At 69.4% G+C, this 14,418-nt stretch carries 13 protein-coding genes and 1 pseudogene; 6 read left to right on the top strand and 8 right to left on the bottom strand.

The features are described 5' to 3' along the window. Positions 1-10 precede the first annotated feature (10 nt). Entirely contained in the window at positions 11-1,195 is a 1,185-nt protein-coding gene (locus tag AMK34_RS06045; RefSeq protein ID WP_073843520.1) for an MFS transporter, read from the top strand. Here AMK34_RS06045 and AMK34_RS06040 read toward each other — a convergent pair. From AMK34_RS06040 to AMK34_RS06015, 6 genes are read right to left on the bottom strand one after another with little or no spacing between them, the layout of a single operon-like run. Further along, positions 1,182-1,403, bottom strand: coding sequence for a hypothetical protein (locus tag AMK34_RS06040; protein WP_038512890.1), 222 nt, complete (start codon positions 1,401-1,403; stop codon positions 1,182-1,184). The genes AMK34_RS06045 and AMK34_RS06040 overlap by 14 nt on opposite strands. Positions 1,404-1,405: 2 nt before the next feature. Continuing rightward, positions 1,406-2,596, bottom strand: a complete 1,191-nt coding sequence (locus AMK34_RS06035; protein ID WP_073843518.1) for a cytochrome P450 — start codon at positions 2,594-2,596, stop codon at positions 1,406-1,408. Next, positions 2,593-3,762 carry an NAD(P)/FAD-dependent oxidoreductase gene (locus tag AMK34_RS06030; protein ID WP_143202339.1) on the bottom strand — a complete coding sequence of 390 codons (1,170 nt, stop codon included), beginning with the start codon at positions 3,760-3,762 and terminating at the stop codon, positions 2,593-2,595. Before AMK34_RS06030 ends, AMK34_RS06035 begins: the two co-directional genes overlap by 4 nt. Further along, positions 3,759-3,953 (bottom strand): ferredoxin, encoded by a 195-nt coding sequence (locus AMK34_RS06025; protein ID WP_073843516.1) that lies wholly within the window; start codon positions 3,951-3,953, stop codon positions 3,759-3,761. Before AMK34_RS06025 ends, AMK34_RS06030 begins: the two co-directional genes overlap by 4 nt. Further along, positions 3,950-4,624 (bottom strand): TetR/AcrR family transcriptional regulator, encoded by a 675-nt coding sequence (locus AMK34_RS06020; protein WP_073844611.1) that lies wholly within the window; start codon positions 4,622-4,624, stop codon positions 3,950-3,952. Before AMK34_RS06020 ends, AMK34_RS06025 begins: the two co-directional genes overlap by 4 nt. A 5-nt stretch (positions 4,625-4,629) precedes the next feature. Then, positions 4,630-5,838, bottom strand: coding sequence for a cytochrome P450 (locus AMK34_RS06015; protein ID WP_073843514.1), 1,209 nt, complete (start codon positions 5,836-5,838; stop codon positions 4,630-4,632). Between the two features lie 121 nt (positions 5,839-5,959). Here AMK34_RS06015 and AMK34_RS06010 point away from each other — a divergent pair. Then, positions 5,960-7,411: pseudogene (locus AMK34_RS06010) on the top strand (MFS transporter); the annotation flags it as partial. Here the strand turns inward: AMK34_RS06010 and AMK34_RS06005 are convergent. Beyond that, a complete protein-coding gene (locus AMK34_RS06005) occupies positions 7,323-9,353 on the bottom strand; it encodes an MMPL family transporter (RefSeq protein ID WP_073843510.1) in 2,031 nt (676 codons plus the stop codon). The pseudogene AMK34_RS06010 and the gene AMK34_RS06005 sit on opposite strands and share 89 nt — an antisense overlap. Before the next feature lie 100 nt (positions 9,354-9,453). Between AMK34_RS06005 and AMK34_RS06000 the strand changes: the two genes are divergently transcribed. Continuing rightward, the gene (locus AMK34_RS06000) at positions 9,454-9,927 is read left to right on the top strand and encodes a MarR family winged helix-turn-helix transcriptional regulator (RefSeq protein ID WP_038512902.1); all 474 of its coding nucleotides are present in this window, start codon (positions 9,454-9,456) and stop codon (positions 9,925-9,927) included. 12 nt (positions 9,928-9,939) lie between these two features. Beyond that, positions 9,940-11,412, top strand: a complete 1,473-nt coding sequence (locus tag AMK34_RS05995) for an SDR family oxidoreductase (RefSeq protein ID WP_073843508.1) — start codon at positions 9,940-9,942, stop codon at positions 11,410-11,412. A 106-nt stretch (positions 11,413-11,518) separates the two neighbouring features. On the opposite strand, the gene AMK34_RS05990 is transcribed toward AMK34_RS05995, so the two are convergent. Then, complete coding sequence (locus tag AMK34_RS05990) at positions 11,519-12,529, bottom strand: LacI family DNA-binding transcriptional regulator (protein ID WP_073844607.1); 1,011 nt, start codon at positions 12,527-12,529, stop codon at positions 11,519-11,521. An 89-nt stretch (positions 12,530-12,618) separates the two neighbouring features. Here AMK34_RS05990 and AMK34_RS05985 point away from each other — a divergent pair, with 89 nt between their 5' ends. Further along, complete coding sequence (locus AMK34_RS05985; RefSeq protein WP_083649750.1) at positions 12,619-13,548, top strand: carbohydrate ABC transporter permease; 930 nt, start codon at positions 12,619-12,621, stop codon at positions 13,546-13,548. Further along, positions 13,548-14,411, top strand: a complete 864-nt coding sequence (locus AMK34_RS05980) for a carbohydrate ABC transporter permease (RefSeq protein WP_073843506.1) — start codon at positions 13,548-13,550, stop codon at positions 14,409-14,411. Before AMK34_RS05985 ends, AMK34_RS05980 begins: the two co-directional genes overlap by 1 nt. Positions 14,412-14,418 lie beyond the last annotated feature (7 nt).

Raw genomic sequence — 14,418 nt, 5'->3', positions numbered from 1 at the left:
GATCCGACCCATGCCCGACCTACCCCGCGCCTACCGGCGGCTTTGGTGGGCCACCGGGATCGACAGCCTCGGCAACGGCGTCTTCGCGGCGGCGCTGCCCCTGCTGGCGGTGACGGTGAGCCACGACGCCAGAGACGTCGCCCTGGTCTCCGCCGCGACGTACCTGCCGTGGCTTCTGCTGTCGCTCACCGCCGGCTCCGTCGTCGACAAAGTCGACCGAACGACCCTCATGTGGCGAACGCAGACGCTCCAAGCCCTGATCGTCGGTGTGCTCACCGCGCTCGTCGCGGCAGGAGCCGTCACCGTGCCCGTGCTCGTCCTGCTCGCGTTCGCGCTCGGGGCGTGCGACGTCTTCTACGACAACGCGGCGCAAACGGCGGTTCCGGATCTCGTCCCGAAAGGCCTACTGCACCAAGCGAACGGCAGACAGCAGGTGGCGATGATCGTGGGCAGGCAGTTCCTGGGCCCGCCTCTCGGGAGTCTCTTCTTCGCCCTCGCCTGGACGTTGCCGTTCGCCGTCGACGCCACGTCGTTCGTCCTCGCCGCGGTACTCCTGGCGAAGCTGCCCAGACGAGGTGGCCAGGCGGAAAGCGCGAGGGTCCTCGATGGCGTCCGGTGGCTGATGAGGCACCGCCTGCTTCGCACTCTTGCGGTGCTGTTGGGCATCAACACCTTCTGCGGTCAGCTCGGGAACGCGACGCTCGTCCTGTTCGTGACCGACGTGCTGCATCTCGGCGCGGGGGTGTTCGGTCTCCTGCTCGCCGGTGCGGCGATCGGAGGTGTCGTGGGTGGGCTGGTGATCACCCGGCTGGTCGCCTGGCTCGGCGACCTCCGCGCGCTGCTCGTCTCGCTCGCCGTGAACGCCGTCGTCTTCCTCGGGATGGGGTTCAGCCCGAACGTCGCCGTACTCGGCGGGTTCTGGGCGGTGAGCAGTTTCGTGACGACCATTTGGAACGTCGTCACCGTCGGCGTCCGGCACCAGGAGGTGCCGTCGGCTCTGCTCGGCCGCGTCAACAGCGTGTACCGGCTGCTCGGCTGGGGACTGATGCCGCTCGGCGCGCTGACCGGCGGGCTGCTCGCGCACAGGTTCGGGCTTCGCGTTCCCTATCCCGTCGCGGGCGTCGTGCGCGGCCTCGCGCTCTTGGCCGCGCTTCCGGTGATCGTCCCGGCGATGCGGGGCGCTACTCCTCGGTGAGCTCGGCCAGCTGATCCGCGGCGTCCTGGTTCCCGGCCGCGGCCAGCCGCCGCAGCTCGTCCAGCGCGCCCAGCTCGGTCGCCGTTTCGATCAGCTGGTCCGCCGCGTCGCTGCTGCCGCCGTCGGCCAGCCGCCGGAGTTCGGCCAGGTCGCCGCTTTCGGCGGCGGCCTGGATCCGTTCGTCGATGGCGTCCCGGTCAGCGCTCATGGTCACCAGGTTACGGGCAAGGCGTACACCCCATAGACGGAACCGTCGTGCTTGAAGTCGATTTCCGACAGGTCGGTCGCGAGCCGCAGTGTGGGGATACGCCGGTACAGCGTGCCGTAGACGACCTGAAGTTCCATGCGCGCGAGCGGCTGGCCGAGGCACTGGTGCACGCCGAAACCGAAAGCCACGTGACGGCGGGAGTCGCGGCGGAGGTCGAGCCGGTCGGGGTCGGGGAAGACGTCGGGATCGCGGTTGCCGATGTCGTTCGCCAGGATGATGCCTTCACCCGCCCGGATGACCTCGTCGGCGATCTCGATGTCCTCTAGCGCGACCCGGCGGCGTCCGTTGTGCGTGATGTGCAGGTAGCGCAGCAGTTCTTCGACGGCGGAGGCGATCAGCTTCGGGTCGTCGGTCTCGCGGAGGAGGGTGAGCTGGTCCGGGTGTTCGAGCAACGCCAGCGTGCCCAGCGCGATCATGTTGGCCGTCGTCTCGTGTCCGGCGATCAGCATGAGAACGCCCATCTGCGCCGCCTCCTGCCGGGTCAGCTCACCCGCACGGATGCGTTCGGTAAGACCCGACAGGAGGTCTTCGCCGGGGTTTTCGAGTTTCTCGCCGATCAGCGTGTCGAGGTACTCGCCCAGCGCGGCACCCGCGGCGGCCTTCGCCTCGGGGCCGGTCTCACGGTTGATGAGGACGTTGCTGTTGTCCTGGAAGAACTCGTGATCCGCGTAGGGGACACCCAGCAACTGGCAGATCACCAGCGAGGGCACGGGAAGCGCGAACGCCGTCACGAGGTCTGCGGGATTCGGACCGGCCAGCATCTCGTCGATCAGGTCGTCCACGATCTTCTGCACGCCTGGCCGCATGGCCTCCACGCGTTTGATGGTGAAGGGCGCGGTCACCATCCGGCGCAGCCGGGCGTGTTCGGGGTCGTCCATCAGGATGAAACTGATGGAGCCACCTCGCAGTGGTGTCGGGCTCGGATAGCCGGGCCGGGTGATGTCGGCGCTGACGCGGGGATCCGAGAGCAGTTTCCGCTGATCGGCGTACCGGGTCGCGAGCCACGGCGTGCTGTCGTCCCACAACCGGACCCGCGCGAGCGGGGTTTCCTCCTGCAGCGACCGGATGACGGGTGGCGGGTCGAACGGGCAGCCCGCCGCCCTGGCGGCGGGAAAGGACGGTGTGGTGGTCAAGGCTTTCCTCCAACGAGAACACCGGTGAGGTCCGGGCGGCGCAGGCGGGCTTGTTTGGGCATGTTCCAGCCGAGGACACCGGTCACCACGCCGTTTCGCCGGTATTCGGCGACGAACCGGCGTTCGGCAGGAGATCCCTCCACAAGGGATACTTCCGCGTCCGCGAAGAGGGTGCCGTGGACGTGGATCTTGGTGTCGAACTGGTCGGTCCAGAAGTAGGGGATCGGCAGGTAGGGCCGGTCTTCGCCGAGGATGACCGTCGCCACGTGGGCCGCCTGCTCGGTGGCGTTGGTCCGGTTCTCCAGCCGCAAGGTCACGTCGAGCGCTTCGTGATGCCAGCGGGCCACGTCGCCCACGGCGTAGATCCCTTCCGCCGCATGGCATCGGGAATCGCAGACGACGCCGTTCGCCAGTGCCAGCCCGCTGCCTTCGAGCCAGTCCGTCGCCGGTGCGGCGCCGAACGCCACCACGACGACGTCCGCGGGGAGTACGTCGCCGGTTTCCAGTCGTACGCCGGTGACATGCCCATCACGCGAATCCAGCCCGGTGACCGCCGCGCCGAGGCGCAGGGTCACGCCGCGGGACGTATGCAGCTCCGCCAGCAGACCGGAGACGGCCGGGCCGAATTGCGCGGCCAGGGGTGCCGGCTGGGGACCCGCCAGGGTGACCGGGACGTCCATCCCCGCGACGCAGGCGGCGATCTCGGTACCGAGGACGCCGTCGCCGACGACGACCGCCCGTGAACAGGACAGCAGGTCCGCCCGCAAGGCCAGCGCGTCATCGAGGGTGCGGAGAACGTGAACGCCGCTGAGATCGCTCTGGCCGGGGAGAGTGCGCGGTCGCAGCCCGGTGGCGAGCACGATCTCGTCGGCGGTCAGTTCGCGCCCCGAGGCCGTGCGGACGGTCCGCTCCCGGACGTCGAGCGCGACGGCCGCGTCGCCGAGCAGGAACTCGGCGTCCAATGTGGACAAGCGTTCGACGGTGCGAAGCTGGGTTCGAGCGGGTTCCCACTGTCCGGAAAGGACCTGTTTGGACAGTGGGGGCCGGTCGTAGGGGAGATGCGGCTCGGCGCCCAGCACCGTGATCCGGTCCGTATAGCCCTTGCGGCGCAAGGCCTCGACGGTGGCGAGGCCGGCGGCGGAGGCGCCGACCACGAGCAGGGTCACTCGCTCACCGTGATGGCGGCGCCGGGACAGACGTCGGCGGCTTCGCGGACGATGTCGTGCGAGTCCGGGCCAGGCGTTTCCTGGAGCAGGAGCACGATGCCGTCTTCCTCCCGCTGGTCGAAGACGTCGGGGGCGAGCAGCACGCAGGTTCCGGCGCCGCAGCATTTGTCCTGGTCGACGGTGATCTTCATGGTCCTTTTCCTTCGTCCGGGCCGGGAGTGACCGGTGCGAGCCAGATCCCGGCGAGTGCGTCGATGAGCCCGGTCGCGGCGTCCTGCCAGGTGGACCGGGGAGTGGAGGTGCCCTCGGCGAGGGCGCGTTCGCGTTCGGCGACCATGTGGACCAGCAGCTGGCGGGCCATGTCGCCGCGTTCGGCGCGGACGTCGGCCGGTAGATCGGGCAGACAGCGGTGGAGTCCTTCGACGATCCGCACCAGCGACGGCGAGGTCAGCGATTCCTCGACCATGATCGGGCGGAGCGCGGGGTCGGTCATCACCTGCGCGCCGAATCGCGCGAACCAGGTGGGACTCCCGAGCGTGGCCAGATGCTCGGCCACGGGGGTGACCAGGCAGCCGATCCATTCCCGCAGATCCGTGCCGTCGCCGACGTCGGCGAGCATCCGGCGGCGGATCTCCTCGATCGGCCCCGAATGCCGCCGGGCGATCGCGCGCACCAGATCGGCCTTGGTGCCGAAGTGGTAGCCGACCGCGGTGTTGTTGCCCTGTCCCGCCGCTTCGCTGACCTGGCGGTTGGACACCGCGAACACGCCGTGTTCGGCGAACAGCCGTTCCGCCGCGGTCAGGATCAGTTCCCGCGTCGCGTGCGCCCGTTCGGCGCGGGCACCGGTGATCTCACTCGTCATGGGCATCACCATCGCACGGGCAGTTCCCGCAGCCCGCCGACGGCGAGCCCTTCGACCTTGCGCAGGTCCGCCGCCTCGACGGCGAGTTCCAGCGTGGGCAGTTTGTCCAGCAGGACACCGAGGACGACCTGGAGTTCGGTCCTGGCGAGCGGCTGCCCCAGGCACGCGTGCGCGCCGGCACCGAACGCCAGATGCGGGTTCGGGCTCCGGTCGAGCGCCATTTCGGCGGCGGCTTCGAACGCGCTCTCGTCCCGGTTCGCCGCGGCCATGCTGCACATCGCGGTGGTGCCCGCCGGCAAGGTCGTGCCGCCGACCTCGAAATCCTCGGTGAGGTAGCGGGACATGCCGATGCCCGCGTTGGCGTCCATGCGCAGGGATTCCTCGACGGCGGTGCGGATCAGCGACCGGTCCGCGAGCAGCGCTTCCCAGCGGCTCCGGTCCTCCAGCAGCATCGCCACCATCTTCGCGATCATGTTCGCGGTGGTCTCGTGCCCGGCGATGAGCAACCCGATGCCGGTCGCGACGAGCAGCGCGTCGGACCAGCGCTCCCCGTCGACATCGGTGTCGGTGATGAGCGCGCTGAGGATGTCCTCGCCGGGCTCGGCTCGCTTCGCCGCGATGTGCCCGCCCATGTACCGGCCGAATTCCGCCTGCGCGACGTCGAATTCGGCCTGCGTGTAGCGGGTCATGCTGAGCATGACGTCGGACCAGTGGGCGAAGCGTTCCCGGTCGGTGTCCGGGACGCCGAGCATGTCGCAGATGACCCATACGGGGAGCGGAAACGCCAGGCCCGCCTTGAGGTCCGCGGGCTCGCCCTTCGCGACCATTTCGTCGATCAGCTGGACGGCCATCGCCTCCATCCGCGGCCGCAGCGCGTTCATCCGCTTGGCGGTGAACCACTTCCCGAGCATCCGGCGCCATTTCAGATGCGCCTCGCCGTGCTGCGGGATCACGCCCGCCATCTCGCTGTTGAAGACCCCGCCCGATTCGGTGTCCGCGACCCGCGCCGCCTTGTCCGCGGGAGTCGGCCGGGTGAACCGGGGGTCGGAAAGGACGCTTTTCACGTCCGCGTAGCGGGTGATCAGCGTCGCCTCGTCGCCACTCGCGAGGGTGACCTTGGCGACCGGGCACTTCGCGCGGAACTCGGCCCATTCGGCGGGCGGTGCCAGGGCCGCCTCGGTCGGAAACGGGAAGCTCGGCAGACGCTCCGTCATCGAAGGCTCCTTCAGCGTGGCGGGGGTTCGGTGATTCACACAGTGCCCGGGTTGTTGGCATAAGTCAATCAACTGACTTAAGTTGGAGTCGTTCGCTCCCCATGCCCTCCGGAGGCCTTGAATGACTCAGCCCGTGCCACGCCCCCAAGTGGTCGTGGTGGTGTTAGCGCTGGGCGGGATCGTGGTCTCGCTGATGCAGACCCTGGTCATCCCCCTGATCCCGAAGCTGCCGGAACTGCTGGACGCGTCGCCCGCCGACACGGTCTGGGTGATCACGGCGACGTTGCTGGCGAGCGCCGTCGCGACGCCGGTCGTCGGCAGGCTCGGCGACATGTACGGGAAGCGGCGGATGCTGCTGCTCAGCCTCGGCATGCTGATCGCCGGTTCGATCGTCGCCGGGCTCAGCGACACGCTGGCGCCGATGGTGGTCGGCCGGGTTCTGCAGGGTTTCGCGGCCGGGGTGATCCCGCTCGGGATCAGCATCATGCGCGACGAACTCCCCGCCGAGAGGCTCGCTTCGGCGACGGCGACGATGAGCGCCTCACTCGGCGTCGGCGGCGCGCTCGGCCTGCCCGCGGCCGCGTTGCTCGCCGAGAACGCCGACTGGCATCTGCTGTTCTGGACGGCGGCCGGGCTCGGTGTCCTCGTGACCGGTCTCGTACTGGCGTTCGTCCCCGAATCGAACGTCCGCACCGGCGGCCGGTTCGATCTCGTCGGCGCGGTGGGTCTTTCGGCCGCCCTCGTCTGTCTCCTGCTGGCGATCTCCCAAGGGGCGCGGTGGGGCTGGGCGAGCGGGCGGACGCTGGGTCTGTTCGCGGCCGCCGCGCTGGTCCTGCTGCTCTGGGGTGCTTGGGAACTGCGGACGGCCCGGCCGCTGGTGGATCTGCGGACGACCGTCCGGCGGCAGGTCCTGCTGACGAACCTGACGTCGATCGTGTTCGCGTTCGCCATGTTCGCGCAGTCGCTGGTGCTGCCGCAGATCCTCCAGCTCCCGGCGGAGACCGGCTACGGGCTCGGGCAGACCATGCTGGTCACGGGGTTGGTGCTGGTGCCGTCCGGTGCGGTGATGATGCTGACCGCGCCGCTGTCCGCCCGGATCACGAAGGCCCGCGGCCCCAAGGTGACGCTGATGCTGGGCGCGCTCGTCGTCGCCGCCGGTTATGGCCTGGGGACCGTCCTGATGGCGAGCGTGTGGCATCTCGTGCTGGTGTCGGCCACGATCGGCGCCGGCATCGGGCTCGCCTACGGCGCGATGCCGGCGCTCATCATGGGCGCCGTCCCGGTATCGGAAACGGCGGCCGCGAACAGCCTCAACACCCTGATGCGCGCGATCGGCACGTCGATCTCCAGCGCGGTCGCGGGCGTGATCCTGGCGCAGCTGACCGTCTCCTTCGGACCGGTGCAGGTGCCGTCCCAGGGCGGATTCCGGCTGATCATGGGACTCGGGTCGGCGACCGCGCTCGTCGCACTGGCGATCGCCGCCTTCATTCCCGGCCGGTCTTCGCCAGTTGCGACGGCCACCAGATCTTCCGTCCGACGTCCACCGCCAGCGCCGGTACCAGCAGCGAACGCACCAGGAGCGTATCGAGCAGGACGCCGAACGCGACGATGAAAGCCAGCTGTGCCAGGAAGAGGATGGGCAGGACGGCGAGGGCGGCGAAGGTCGCGGCGAGTACGACACCCGCGGACGTGATCACGCCGCCGGTGACGCGCAGACCGCGCAGCGTCCCTTCCCTCGTGCCGATCTTGCCCGCCTCTTCGCGGACCCTGGTCATCAGGAAGATGTTGTAGTCGATCCCCAGTGCGACAAGGAAGACGAAGCCGAACAGCGGGACGACGGGGTCCGCTCCGGGGAAGTCGAAGACGTGGTTGAACACCAGCGCCGAGACTCCCATCGTCGCGGCGAACGACAGCACCACCGTGCCGATCAGCAGCAGCGGTGCCAGCAGTGACCTCAGCAGCAGCGCGAGCACGAGGAAGATCACGACCAGGACGATCGGGATGATCACCATCCGGTCGTGCTCGGAGGTCTCCCGCGTGTCGAGCAGCGTGGCCGTGGGCCCGCCGACCTTGGTGCCGTCGACGGTGTGCACGGCGTCGCGGATCCGTTGCACCGTCGCGACGGCCGCGTCGGAGTCCGGGGGATCGGCGAGCACGGCATCGATCTTCGCGAGCCCACCCGCTTCGGTGCTTTGGCGGACGTCCGAGACGCCGGGGACACGCGCCAGCGCGGTGACTGCCTGGGCTTGCCCGGCGGGAGTGATGATCACCGTGGGCGAGCCGGAGCCGCCGGGGAAGTAGCGCGAGAGGACTTCCTGCCCCGCGACGGAATCGACCGGCGTGAGGAAGACGTCGGACTGCGCGGTTCCGGAAGCCTTGAGCTGGGGGAGGAACGCGCCGCCCGCGAGCAGGACGACGGTCGTGACGATCCAGATCGTCCGCGGTGCGCGGGAAACCAGGCCGGAGACGCGCGCCCAAAGCCCGCCGGTCTCGTCGCGGGGCGGGGCCACCGCCGGGCGGAAGGGCCAGAAGGCGTTGCGCCCGCACAAGGCCAGGACGGCGGGCAGGAACGTGATGGTCGTGAGGAAGGCGGCGCCGATGCCGATGGCGGCGACCGGGCCGAGTCCCTTGTTGGAGTTGAGATCGCTGAACAGCAGGCACAGCACGCCCAGGATCACGGTCCCGGCGGAGGCCGCGATCGGCTCGATGGTCGACCGCCAAGCCGTACGGAGCGCGGTGCGGGCGTCGTCGGTCGTCCGGAGTTCTTCGCGGTAGCGCGAGATCATCAGGAGCGCGTAGTCGGTGGCGGCGCCGAAGACGAGGATGAACAGGATCCCTTGGCTCTGCCCGTTCAGCGCCAGCACGTCGTGATCCGCGAGCAGGTACACCGCGAGACTCGCCGTGCCCAGCGCGAACACCGCCGACAGCAGCACGAGCAGGGGGAGGAGCGGGCTCCGGTAGACGATGATCAGAATGAGCGCGACCACCGCGCCCGCGACCAGGAGCAGCAGCCCGTCGATCCCGCCGAACGCCTCCTTGAGGTCGGCGACCTGCGCGGCGGGGCCGGTCACGAGCACTTTCAACCCGTCCGGGGTGTCACGGGCGAGCGACTCCCGCAGCGCCTCGACGCCGTCGCCGGGGTCGGTCGTGGCGTCCAGGAGCACGACCACCTGCGCGCCCGCGTTGCTCTGCGGGGCCGGGACGAGCCGGGCGTTCGACGTCCGGTCGGCGAGGAACCGCTTGTCGGCCTCGGTGAGGCCCGACGGCCGCTCGGCGACGACGATCGCCGGGATGACGGCGGCGCTGGAGAACTGCTTCTGGAGTTCGCCCACTTCGGTCGCTTCGGCCGACGCGGGCAGGAAACTGCTGCTGTCGTTCTCCGTGACCTGGCTGAGCTTGCCCGCGTACGGCCCGCTGAAGCCGCCGAAGATCAGCCAGGCGACCGCCACCAGGGCCGGGAGCAGCCACCGCAGACGTGACCGCGTGCGGGCGGGGCGTTCGACTTCCGAGATCATGGACGGATGGCTCCAGTGCTACTTCGACAAGTGAATAGTTCGACCATCGAAATACTAGAGTGGTCACCCGGGCGGGGCAATGTGAGGGGAGCTACCCGACATGGCTGAGGACGCCGAACAGGTCACGGACGACCTGCTCGTACTCCTGCTGCGGCAGCTGACCGTCGAGTCGGACCGGTTCGCGGAGCTGTTCGGAGAGAAGCACGGCCTGCACCGGACCGACCTCAACGCGCTCGCGGTGATCATGGACGCCGCCAGGATGGGCGCCCCGATGAGCCCGAGCACGCTCGCGAGCGCGTTGCACCTGAGCGCGTCGGCGACGACGGCGGTGCTGGACCGGCTGGAGCGGGCCGGCCACCTCCATCGGGACCGGAGCGCGACCGACCGGCGCAAGGTCGAGTTGCGGATGCACGAGAAGGCGCGGGAGATCGGTGCCGAGTTCTTCCTGCCCCTCGGCCGGCGCTACGCCGAAGCCTGGCGGGAGATGGGGGAGGACGAGCGGCGGACGGTCGCCCGCTTCCTCCGGAGCAGTATCGCCGCGACCGTCGAGGTGCGGGGCCGGCTGGCACCGTGAACACTCGGGAGCATGCGATGTGTGGTGCTCGGGGCGACGGGATATGTCGGCGGGCGGCTGGTGCCGCAACTGCTCGAAGCGGGTCACGAGGTCCGCGTGGTGGCCCGTTCGCCGGAGAAGGTCGCCGAGGAACCGTGGCGTGACCGGGTCGAGGTCGAACGCGGCGACGTCACGGATCCGGCCTCGATCGAGACGGCGCTGACCGGCTGCGAGGTCGTCTACTACCTCGTGCATTCGTTGGCACGCAAGGACTTCGTCGACGTCGACCGCGAGGGGGCGAAGACGGTCGCCGAGGCGGCCAAGACGGCGGGCGCGCGGCGCCTGGTGTACCTGGGCGGCATCGTGCCGGACGACGAGGAGTTGTCGCCGCACCTGGCCTCGCGCGCCGAAGTCGGCCGGGTCCTGCTGGACTCCGGGGTGCCCGCGATCGTCCTGCAGGCCGCGGTGATCATCGGCTCCGGCTCGGCGAGTTTCGAGATGCTGCGCTACCTGACGGAGCGGCTTCCGGCGATGGTCACGCCGCGCTGGGTGCGCAACCGCATCCAGCCGATCGCGATCCGGGACGTGCTGCACTACCTCGTGCACGCGGCCGAACTGCCGTCCGAAGTGAACGGTGCCTTCGACATCGGCGGGCCGGACGTGCTGACCTATTTGGACATGATGCGCCGCTACGCCGTCGTGGCGGGCTTGCCACGACGTGCTGTCGTCCCCGTGCCGGTGCTGACCCCGTGGCTGTCCGCGCAATGGGTCAACCTGGTCACGCCCGTGCCGAAGGCGATCGCGGTGCCGCTGATCGAGTCGCTGGTGCACGAGGTCGTCTGTCACGACCACGCGATCGCCGAGCACATCCCCGACCCGGAAGCGGGGCTGACCCACTACGAGCGCGCCGTCGAACTGGCGCTGTCCCGGATCCGCAACGCCGACGTGCCGACCCGCTGGTCGGACGCGTCGGGCGACGCGGCACCCTCGGATCCGCTGCCGAGCGATCCGGACTGGGCGGGCGGGACCGTGTACGAGGACAAGCGTGAGCAGCGGACGGACGCCTCGCCGGAGGCGCTGTGGGACGTCATCGAGTCCATCGGCGGGGAACACGGGTGGTACTCGTTCCCGCTGGCCTGGTCGGTGCGCGGCTGGGCCGACCGGCTCGTCGGCGGCGTCGGGTTGCGGCGCGGCAGGCGGGATCCGCGACGGCTGCATCTCGGCGAGGCGCTGGACTGGTGGCGCGTCGAATACCTCGACCGGCCGCGGTTGCTGCGGTTGCGGGCGGAGATGAAGCTGCCGGGCCGCGCTTGGCTCGAACTCGGCGTCGAGTCCGATGAGGACGGTCGGACGATCTACCGGCAGCGCGCGGTGTTCGAGCCGCACGGGCTGGCCGGGCACGCGTACTGGAAGGGGATCGCGCCGTTCCACGGCGTCGTCTTCGGTGGCATGGTCCGCAACATCACCGGTGCGGCGCAGAAGGCGGCCGGTGTACCCGGGAGCTGACGGAGACTTCGAACCGGTGCGGCGTAGCGGCCGCTGGGTGGGCTGAAGGCTCCCTTCGCCGCGTCTAATGCGATGTAGGGAGCCTTCACCTCGGGTTCGGCCCCCTTCAGCGAGCCGGTGAGGCGGTACTCGAGCGCACGACGAGTTCGGTCGGGACGCTGATCGCCTCCGCCGCCCCCGCCTCGGACATCCCGGCCAGAAGGGCCGCGACGGCCCGCTTGCCGACCTCGTCGAACGACTGCCGGACCGTGGTGAGCGGCGGCCAGAAATGGGCGGCCTCGTCCATGTCGTCGAAGCCGACGACGCTCACGTCGCCCGGAACGGACCGGCCCTTCTCGTGGAGCGCTCGCAGCAGACCGAGCGCCATCTGGTCGTTGGCGGCGAACACGGCGGTGACCGTGGGATCGCCGGCCAGCCGGACGCCGTGTTCGTAGCCGGACCGCGACGACCAGTCGCCGGTGAGCGGCGGCGGCACCTCCCGGCCTGCGTCTTCCAGCGTCTCCTGCCACGACTTCCGGCGGCGTTCGGCCGCGTAGGACTCGGGCGGTCCGGCCACGTGCCAGACGGTCTCGTGGCCGAGGTCGAGCAGATGCCTGGTCGCGGCGGTGGCGCCGGAGGCCTGGTCGAAATCGACCACCGGATGGTCGCGCCGCCCGCCCGCGTCGATGACGACGACCGGGAGCCCGTGGGGGAGTTCGATCTCGCTCTGGTCCAGTTCGTGTTGCTCGATCAGGATGATGACGCCGTCGACGGCCTGTTCGTCCAGCCTGCTGAAGGCCCCCGACACCTCGCCTTGGGACGGCCTGGTCACCGGCATGAGGATGATCGAGAAGCCTTCGCCGGCGGCCGCGGACGCGACGGCGTCGAGGGTTCGGCTGTTGCCGAACGTCGAGAGCGCGGAGATGATTACGCCGATACTGCGGAAACGGCCGTTGCGCAGCGCGCGGGCGGCACTGTTGGGCCGGTAGCCCACCCGGCGCATGGCGGCGAGCACGCGTTCGCGCGTCGCCTCGTCGACGTTCGACCTGCCGTTCGCGACCCGGGAGACGGTCTGGCCGGACACTCCGGCTTCCCTGGCGACGTCGGCCATCGACGGCCCGCGGCCGCTCCTGGACATGTTCACGTCAACACGATAGCCTCCGCCGGTCTGATGTTGACGTAAACATCTCGCGAGCCGCGCCTTCGCTCGGAGAATCCGGAGGGACGATGACGTCCACAGCGGTCGCGCCCATGCCGGCGCCACCCCGCCGTGCGGCCACCGCGCGCCGCGCCCGCCGCGACTGGCGTGGCTGGCTCTTCGTCGCCCCGTTCATGCTGGTGTTCGCGCTGACGTTCCTGGCCCCGATCGGCTACGCGTTCGTCCTGAGCCTGTTCCGCGAACAGGCATTCTTCGGCGGCACGACCTTCGTCGGAGTGGACAACTACGCGCAGGTGCTCGCGGACCCGAAATTCTGGGACTCCTTCCAGCGGGTGCTGGTGTTCCTCGCCGTGCAGGTGCCGATCATGCTGGTGCTCGCGCTGATCGCGGCGCTGGCGATCGACAGCGCCCGGCTGCACGCCGTCGGTTTCTTCCGGGTCGTGATCTTCCTGCCCTACGCCGTGCCCGCCGTGGTCGCCGCGCTGATGTGGGGCTTCCTCTACGGCGACCACTTCGGGCTGGCCGCCGACTTGAACCACCTGCTCGGCCGCGACGTGGTGAAACCGTTGTCGGACAACTGGATGCTCGCCTCCATCGGCAACGTCGTCACCTGGGAGTTCGCCGGGTACAACATGCTCATCTTCTATTCCGCGCTGAAAGTGATCCCCAAGGAACAGTTCGAGGCCGCGGCGATCGACGGCGCCGGCGCGTTCCGCACCATCCTGAGCGTGAAGCTGCCCGCGCTGCGCGGGGCGATCGTCATCGCGACGATCTTCTCGATCATCGGCAGTTTCCAGCTGTTCAACGAGCCGAACATCATGCGCACCCTGGCGCCCAACGTGATCGGCACCTTCTACACGCCGAACATGTACGCCTACAACCTTTCCTTCGGCGCGCAGCAGTACAACTACTCCGCCACCGTGGCGATCGTGATGGGCGTCATCACCGCGATCATCGCCTACGTCGTGCAGCTGCGCGGCTCCCGGAAGGGGATGTGATGGCGACGTTCTCGGTGACGAGGCCACGGAAGTCCCGTGTACTCACCGCTGTCATGGCGTTGTACCTGATCTACACGCTCGTGCCGCTGGTGTGGCTGGTGATCAACGCGACCAAGACGCAGCCAGCCCTGTTCACCACGTCGGGTCTGGCGTTCGGCGGGCCGTTCGCGTTGTTCGACAACATCGGCGAGACCTTCAACTACGACAACGGGATCTTCCTGCGCTGGCTGAGCAACACGCTGCTCTACGTCGTGGCGGGCGCCGGGGGAGCGACCGTCCTGGCCACCGCGGCGGGATACGGTCTGGCAAAATACCGCTTTCCCGGCCGCCGTGCGGTGTTCGCGGTCGTGCTCGGCGCGGTCGCGGTCCCCGGTACGGCGCTCGCGGTGCCGACGTTCCTGATGTTCAGCGAACTCGGCCTCACCAACACGCCGTTCGCGATCATCATCCCGTCGCTCATCAGCCCGTTCGGCCTGTACCTGATCTGGGTGTACGCCTCCGACGCGATTCCCGACGAACTGCTGGAGGCGGCGCGGATCGACGGCGCGGGGGAGATCCGGATCTTCCTCACCGTGACGCTGCGCCAGCTGGCGCCGGGGATCGTCACGGTGGCCCTGTTCACCGTGGTGTCCACTTGGAACAACTACTTCCTGCCGCTGATCATGCTCAGCGAGCCGAAGTGGTATCCGCTCACCGTCGGGCTCAACCAGTGGAGCGCGCAGGCCTCCGGAGCAGGCGCCCAGCCGGTGTACCACCTGGTGCTGACCGGTTCGCTGCTCACCATCGTCCCGCTCGTCATCGCCTTCCTGCTCATGCAGCGCTACTGGCAGTCCGGCCTGAGCGCGGGCAGCGTCAAGCAATGATCACCGT

The sequence above is a fragment of the Amycolatopsis sp. CB00013 genome (genome assembly GCF_001905755.1).
In the GTDB taxonomy this organism is placed as follows: domain Bacteria; phylum Actinomycetota; class Actinomycetes; order Mycobacteriales; family Pseudonocardiaceae; genus Amycolatopsis; species Amycolatopsis japonica.
Note: the sequence above shows the minus strand (reverse complement) of the source record. Positions and strands in the feature narration are given on the sequence as shown.

What these genes read in the sequence shown, in the direction of transcription:
- AMK34_RS05985 (WP_083649750.1), top strand. Translation starts at nt 12,619, where the DNA reads ATGACGTCCACAGCGGTCGCGCCCATGCCGGCGCCACCCCGCCGTGCG.
- AMK34_RS06005 (WP_073843510.1), bottom strand. Translation starts at nt 9,353, where the DNA reads ATGATCTCGGAAGTCGAACGCCCCGCCCGCACGCGGTCACGTCTGCGG.
- AMK34_RS06025 (WP_073843516.1), bottom strand. Translation starts at nt 3,953, where the DNA reads ATGAAGATCACCGTCGACCAGGACAAATGCTGCGGCGCCGGAACCTGC.
- AMK34_RS05980 (WP_073843506.1), top strand. Translation starts at nt 13,548, where the DNA reads ATGGCGACGTTCTCGGTGACGAGGCCACGGAAGTCCCGTGTACTCACC.
- AMK34_RS05990 (WP_073844607.1), bottom strand. Translation starts at nt 12,529, where the DNA reads ATGTCCAGGAGCGGCCGCGGGCCGTCGATGGCCGACGTCGCCAGGGAA.
- AMK34_RS06045 (WP_073843520.1), top strand. Translation starts at nt 11, where the DNA reads ATGCCCGACCTACCCCGCGCCTACCGGCGGCTTTGGTGGGCCACCGGG.
- AMK34_RS05995 (WP_073843508.1), top strand. Translation starts at nt 9,940, where the DNA reads ATGCGATGTGTGGTGCTCGGGGCGACGGGATATGTCGGCGGGCGGCTG.
- AMK34_RS06020 (WP_073844611.1), bottom strand. Translation starts at nt 4,624, where the DNA reads ATGACGAGTGAGATCACCGGTGCCCGCGCCGAACGGGCGCACGCGACG.
- AMK34_RS06015 (WP_073843514.1), bottom strand. Translation starts at nt 5,838, where the DNA reads ATGACGGAGCGTCTGCCGAGCTTCCCGTTTCCGACCGAGGCGGCCCTG.
- AMK34_RS06040 (WP_038512890.1), bottom strand. Translation starts at nt 1,403, where the DNA reads ATGAGCGCTGACCGGGACGCCATCGACGAACGGATCCAGGCCGCCGCC.
- AMK34_RS06000 (WP_038512902.1), top strand. Translation starts at nt 9,454, where the DNA reads ATGGCTGAGGACGCCGAACAGGTCACGGACGACCTGCTCGTACTCCTG.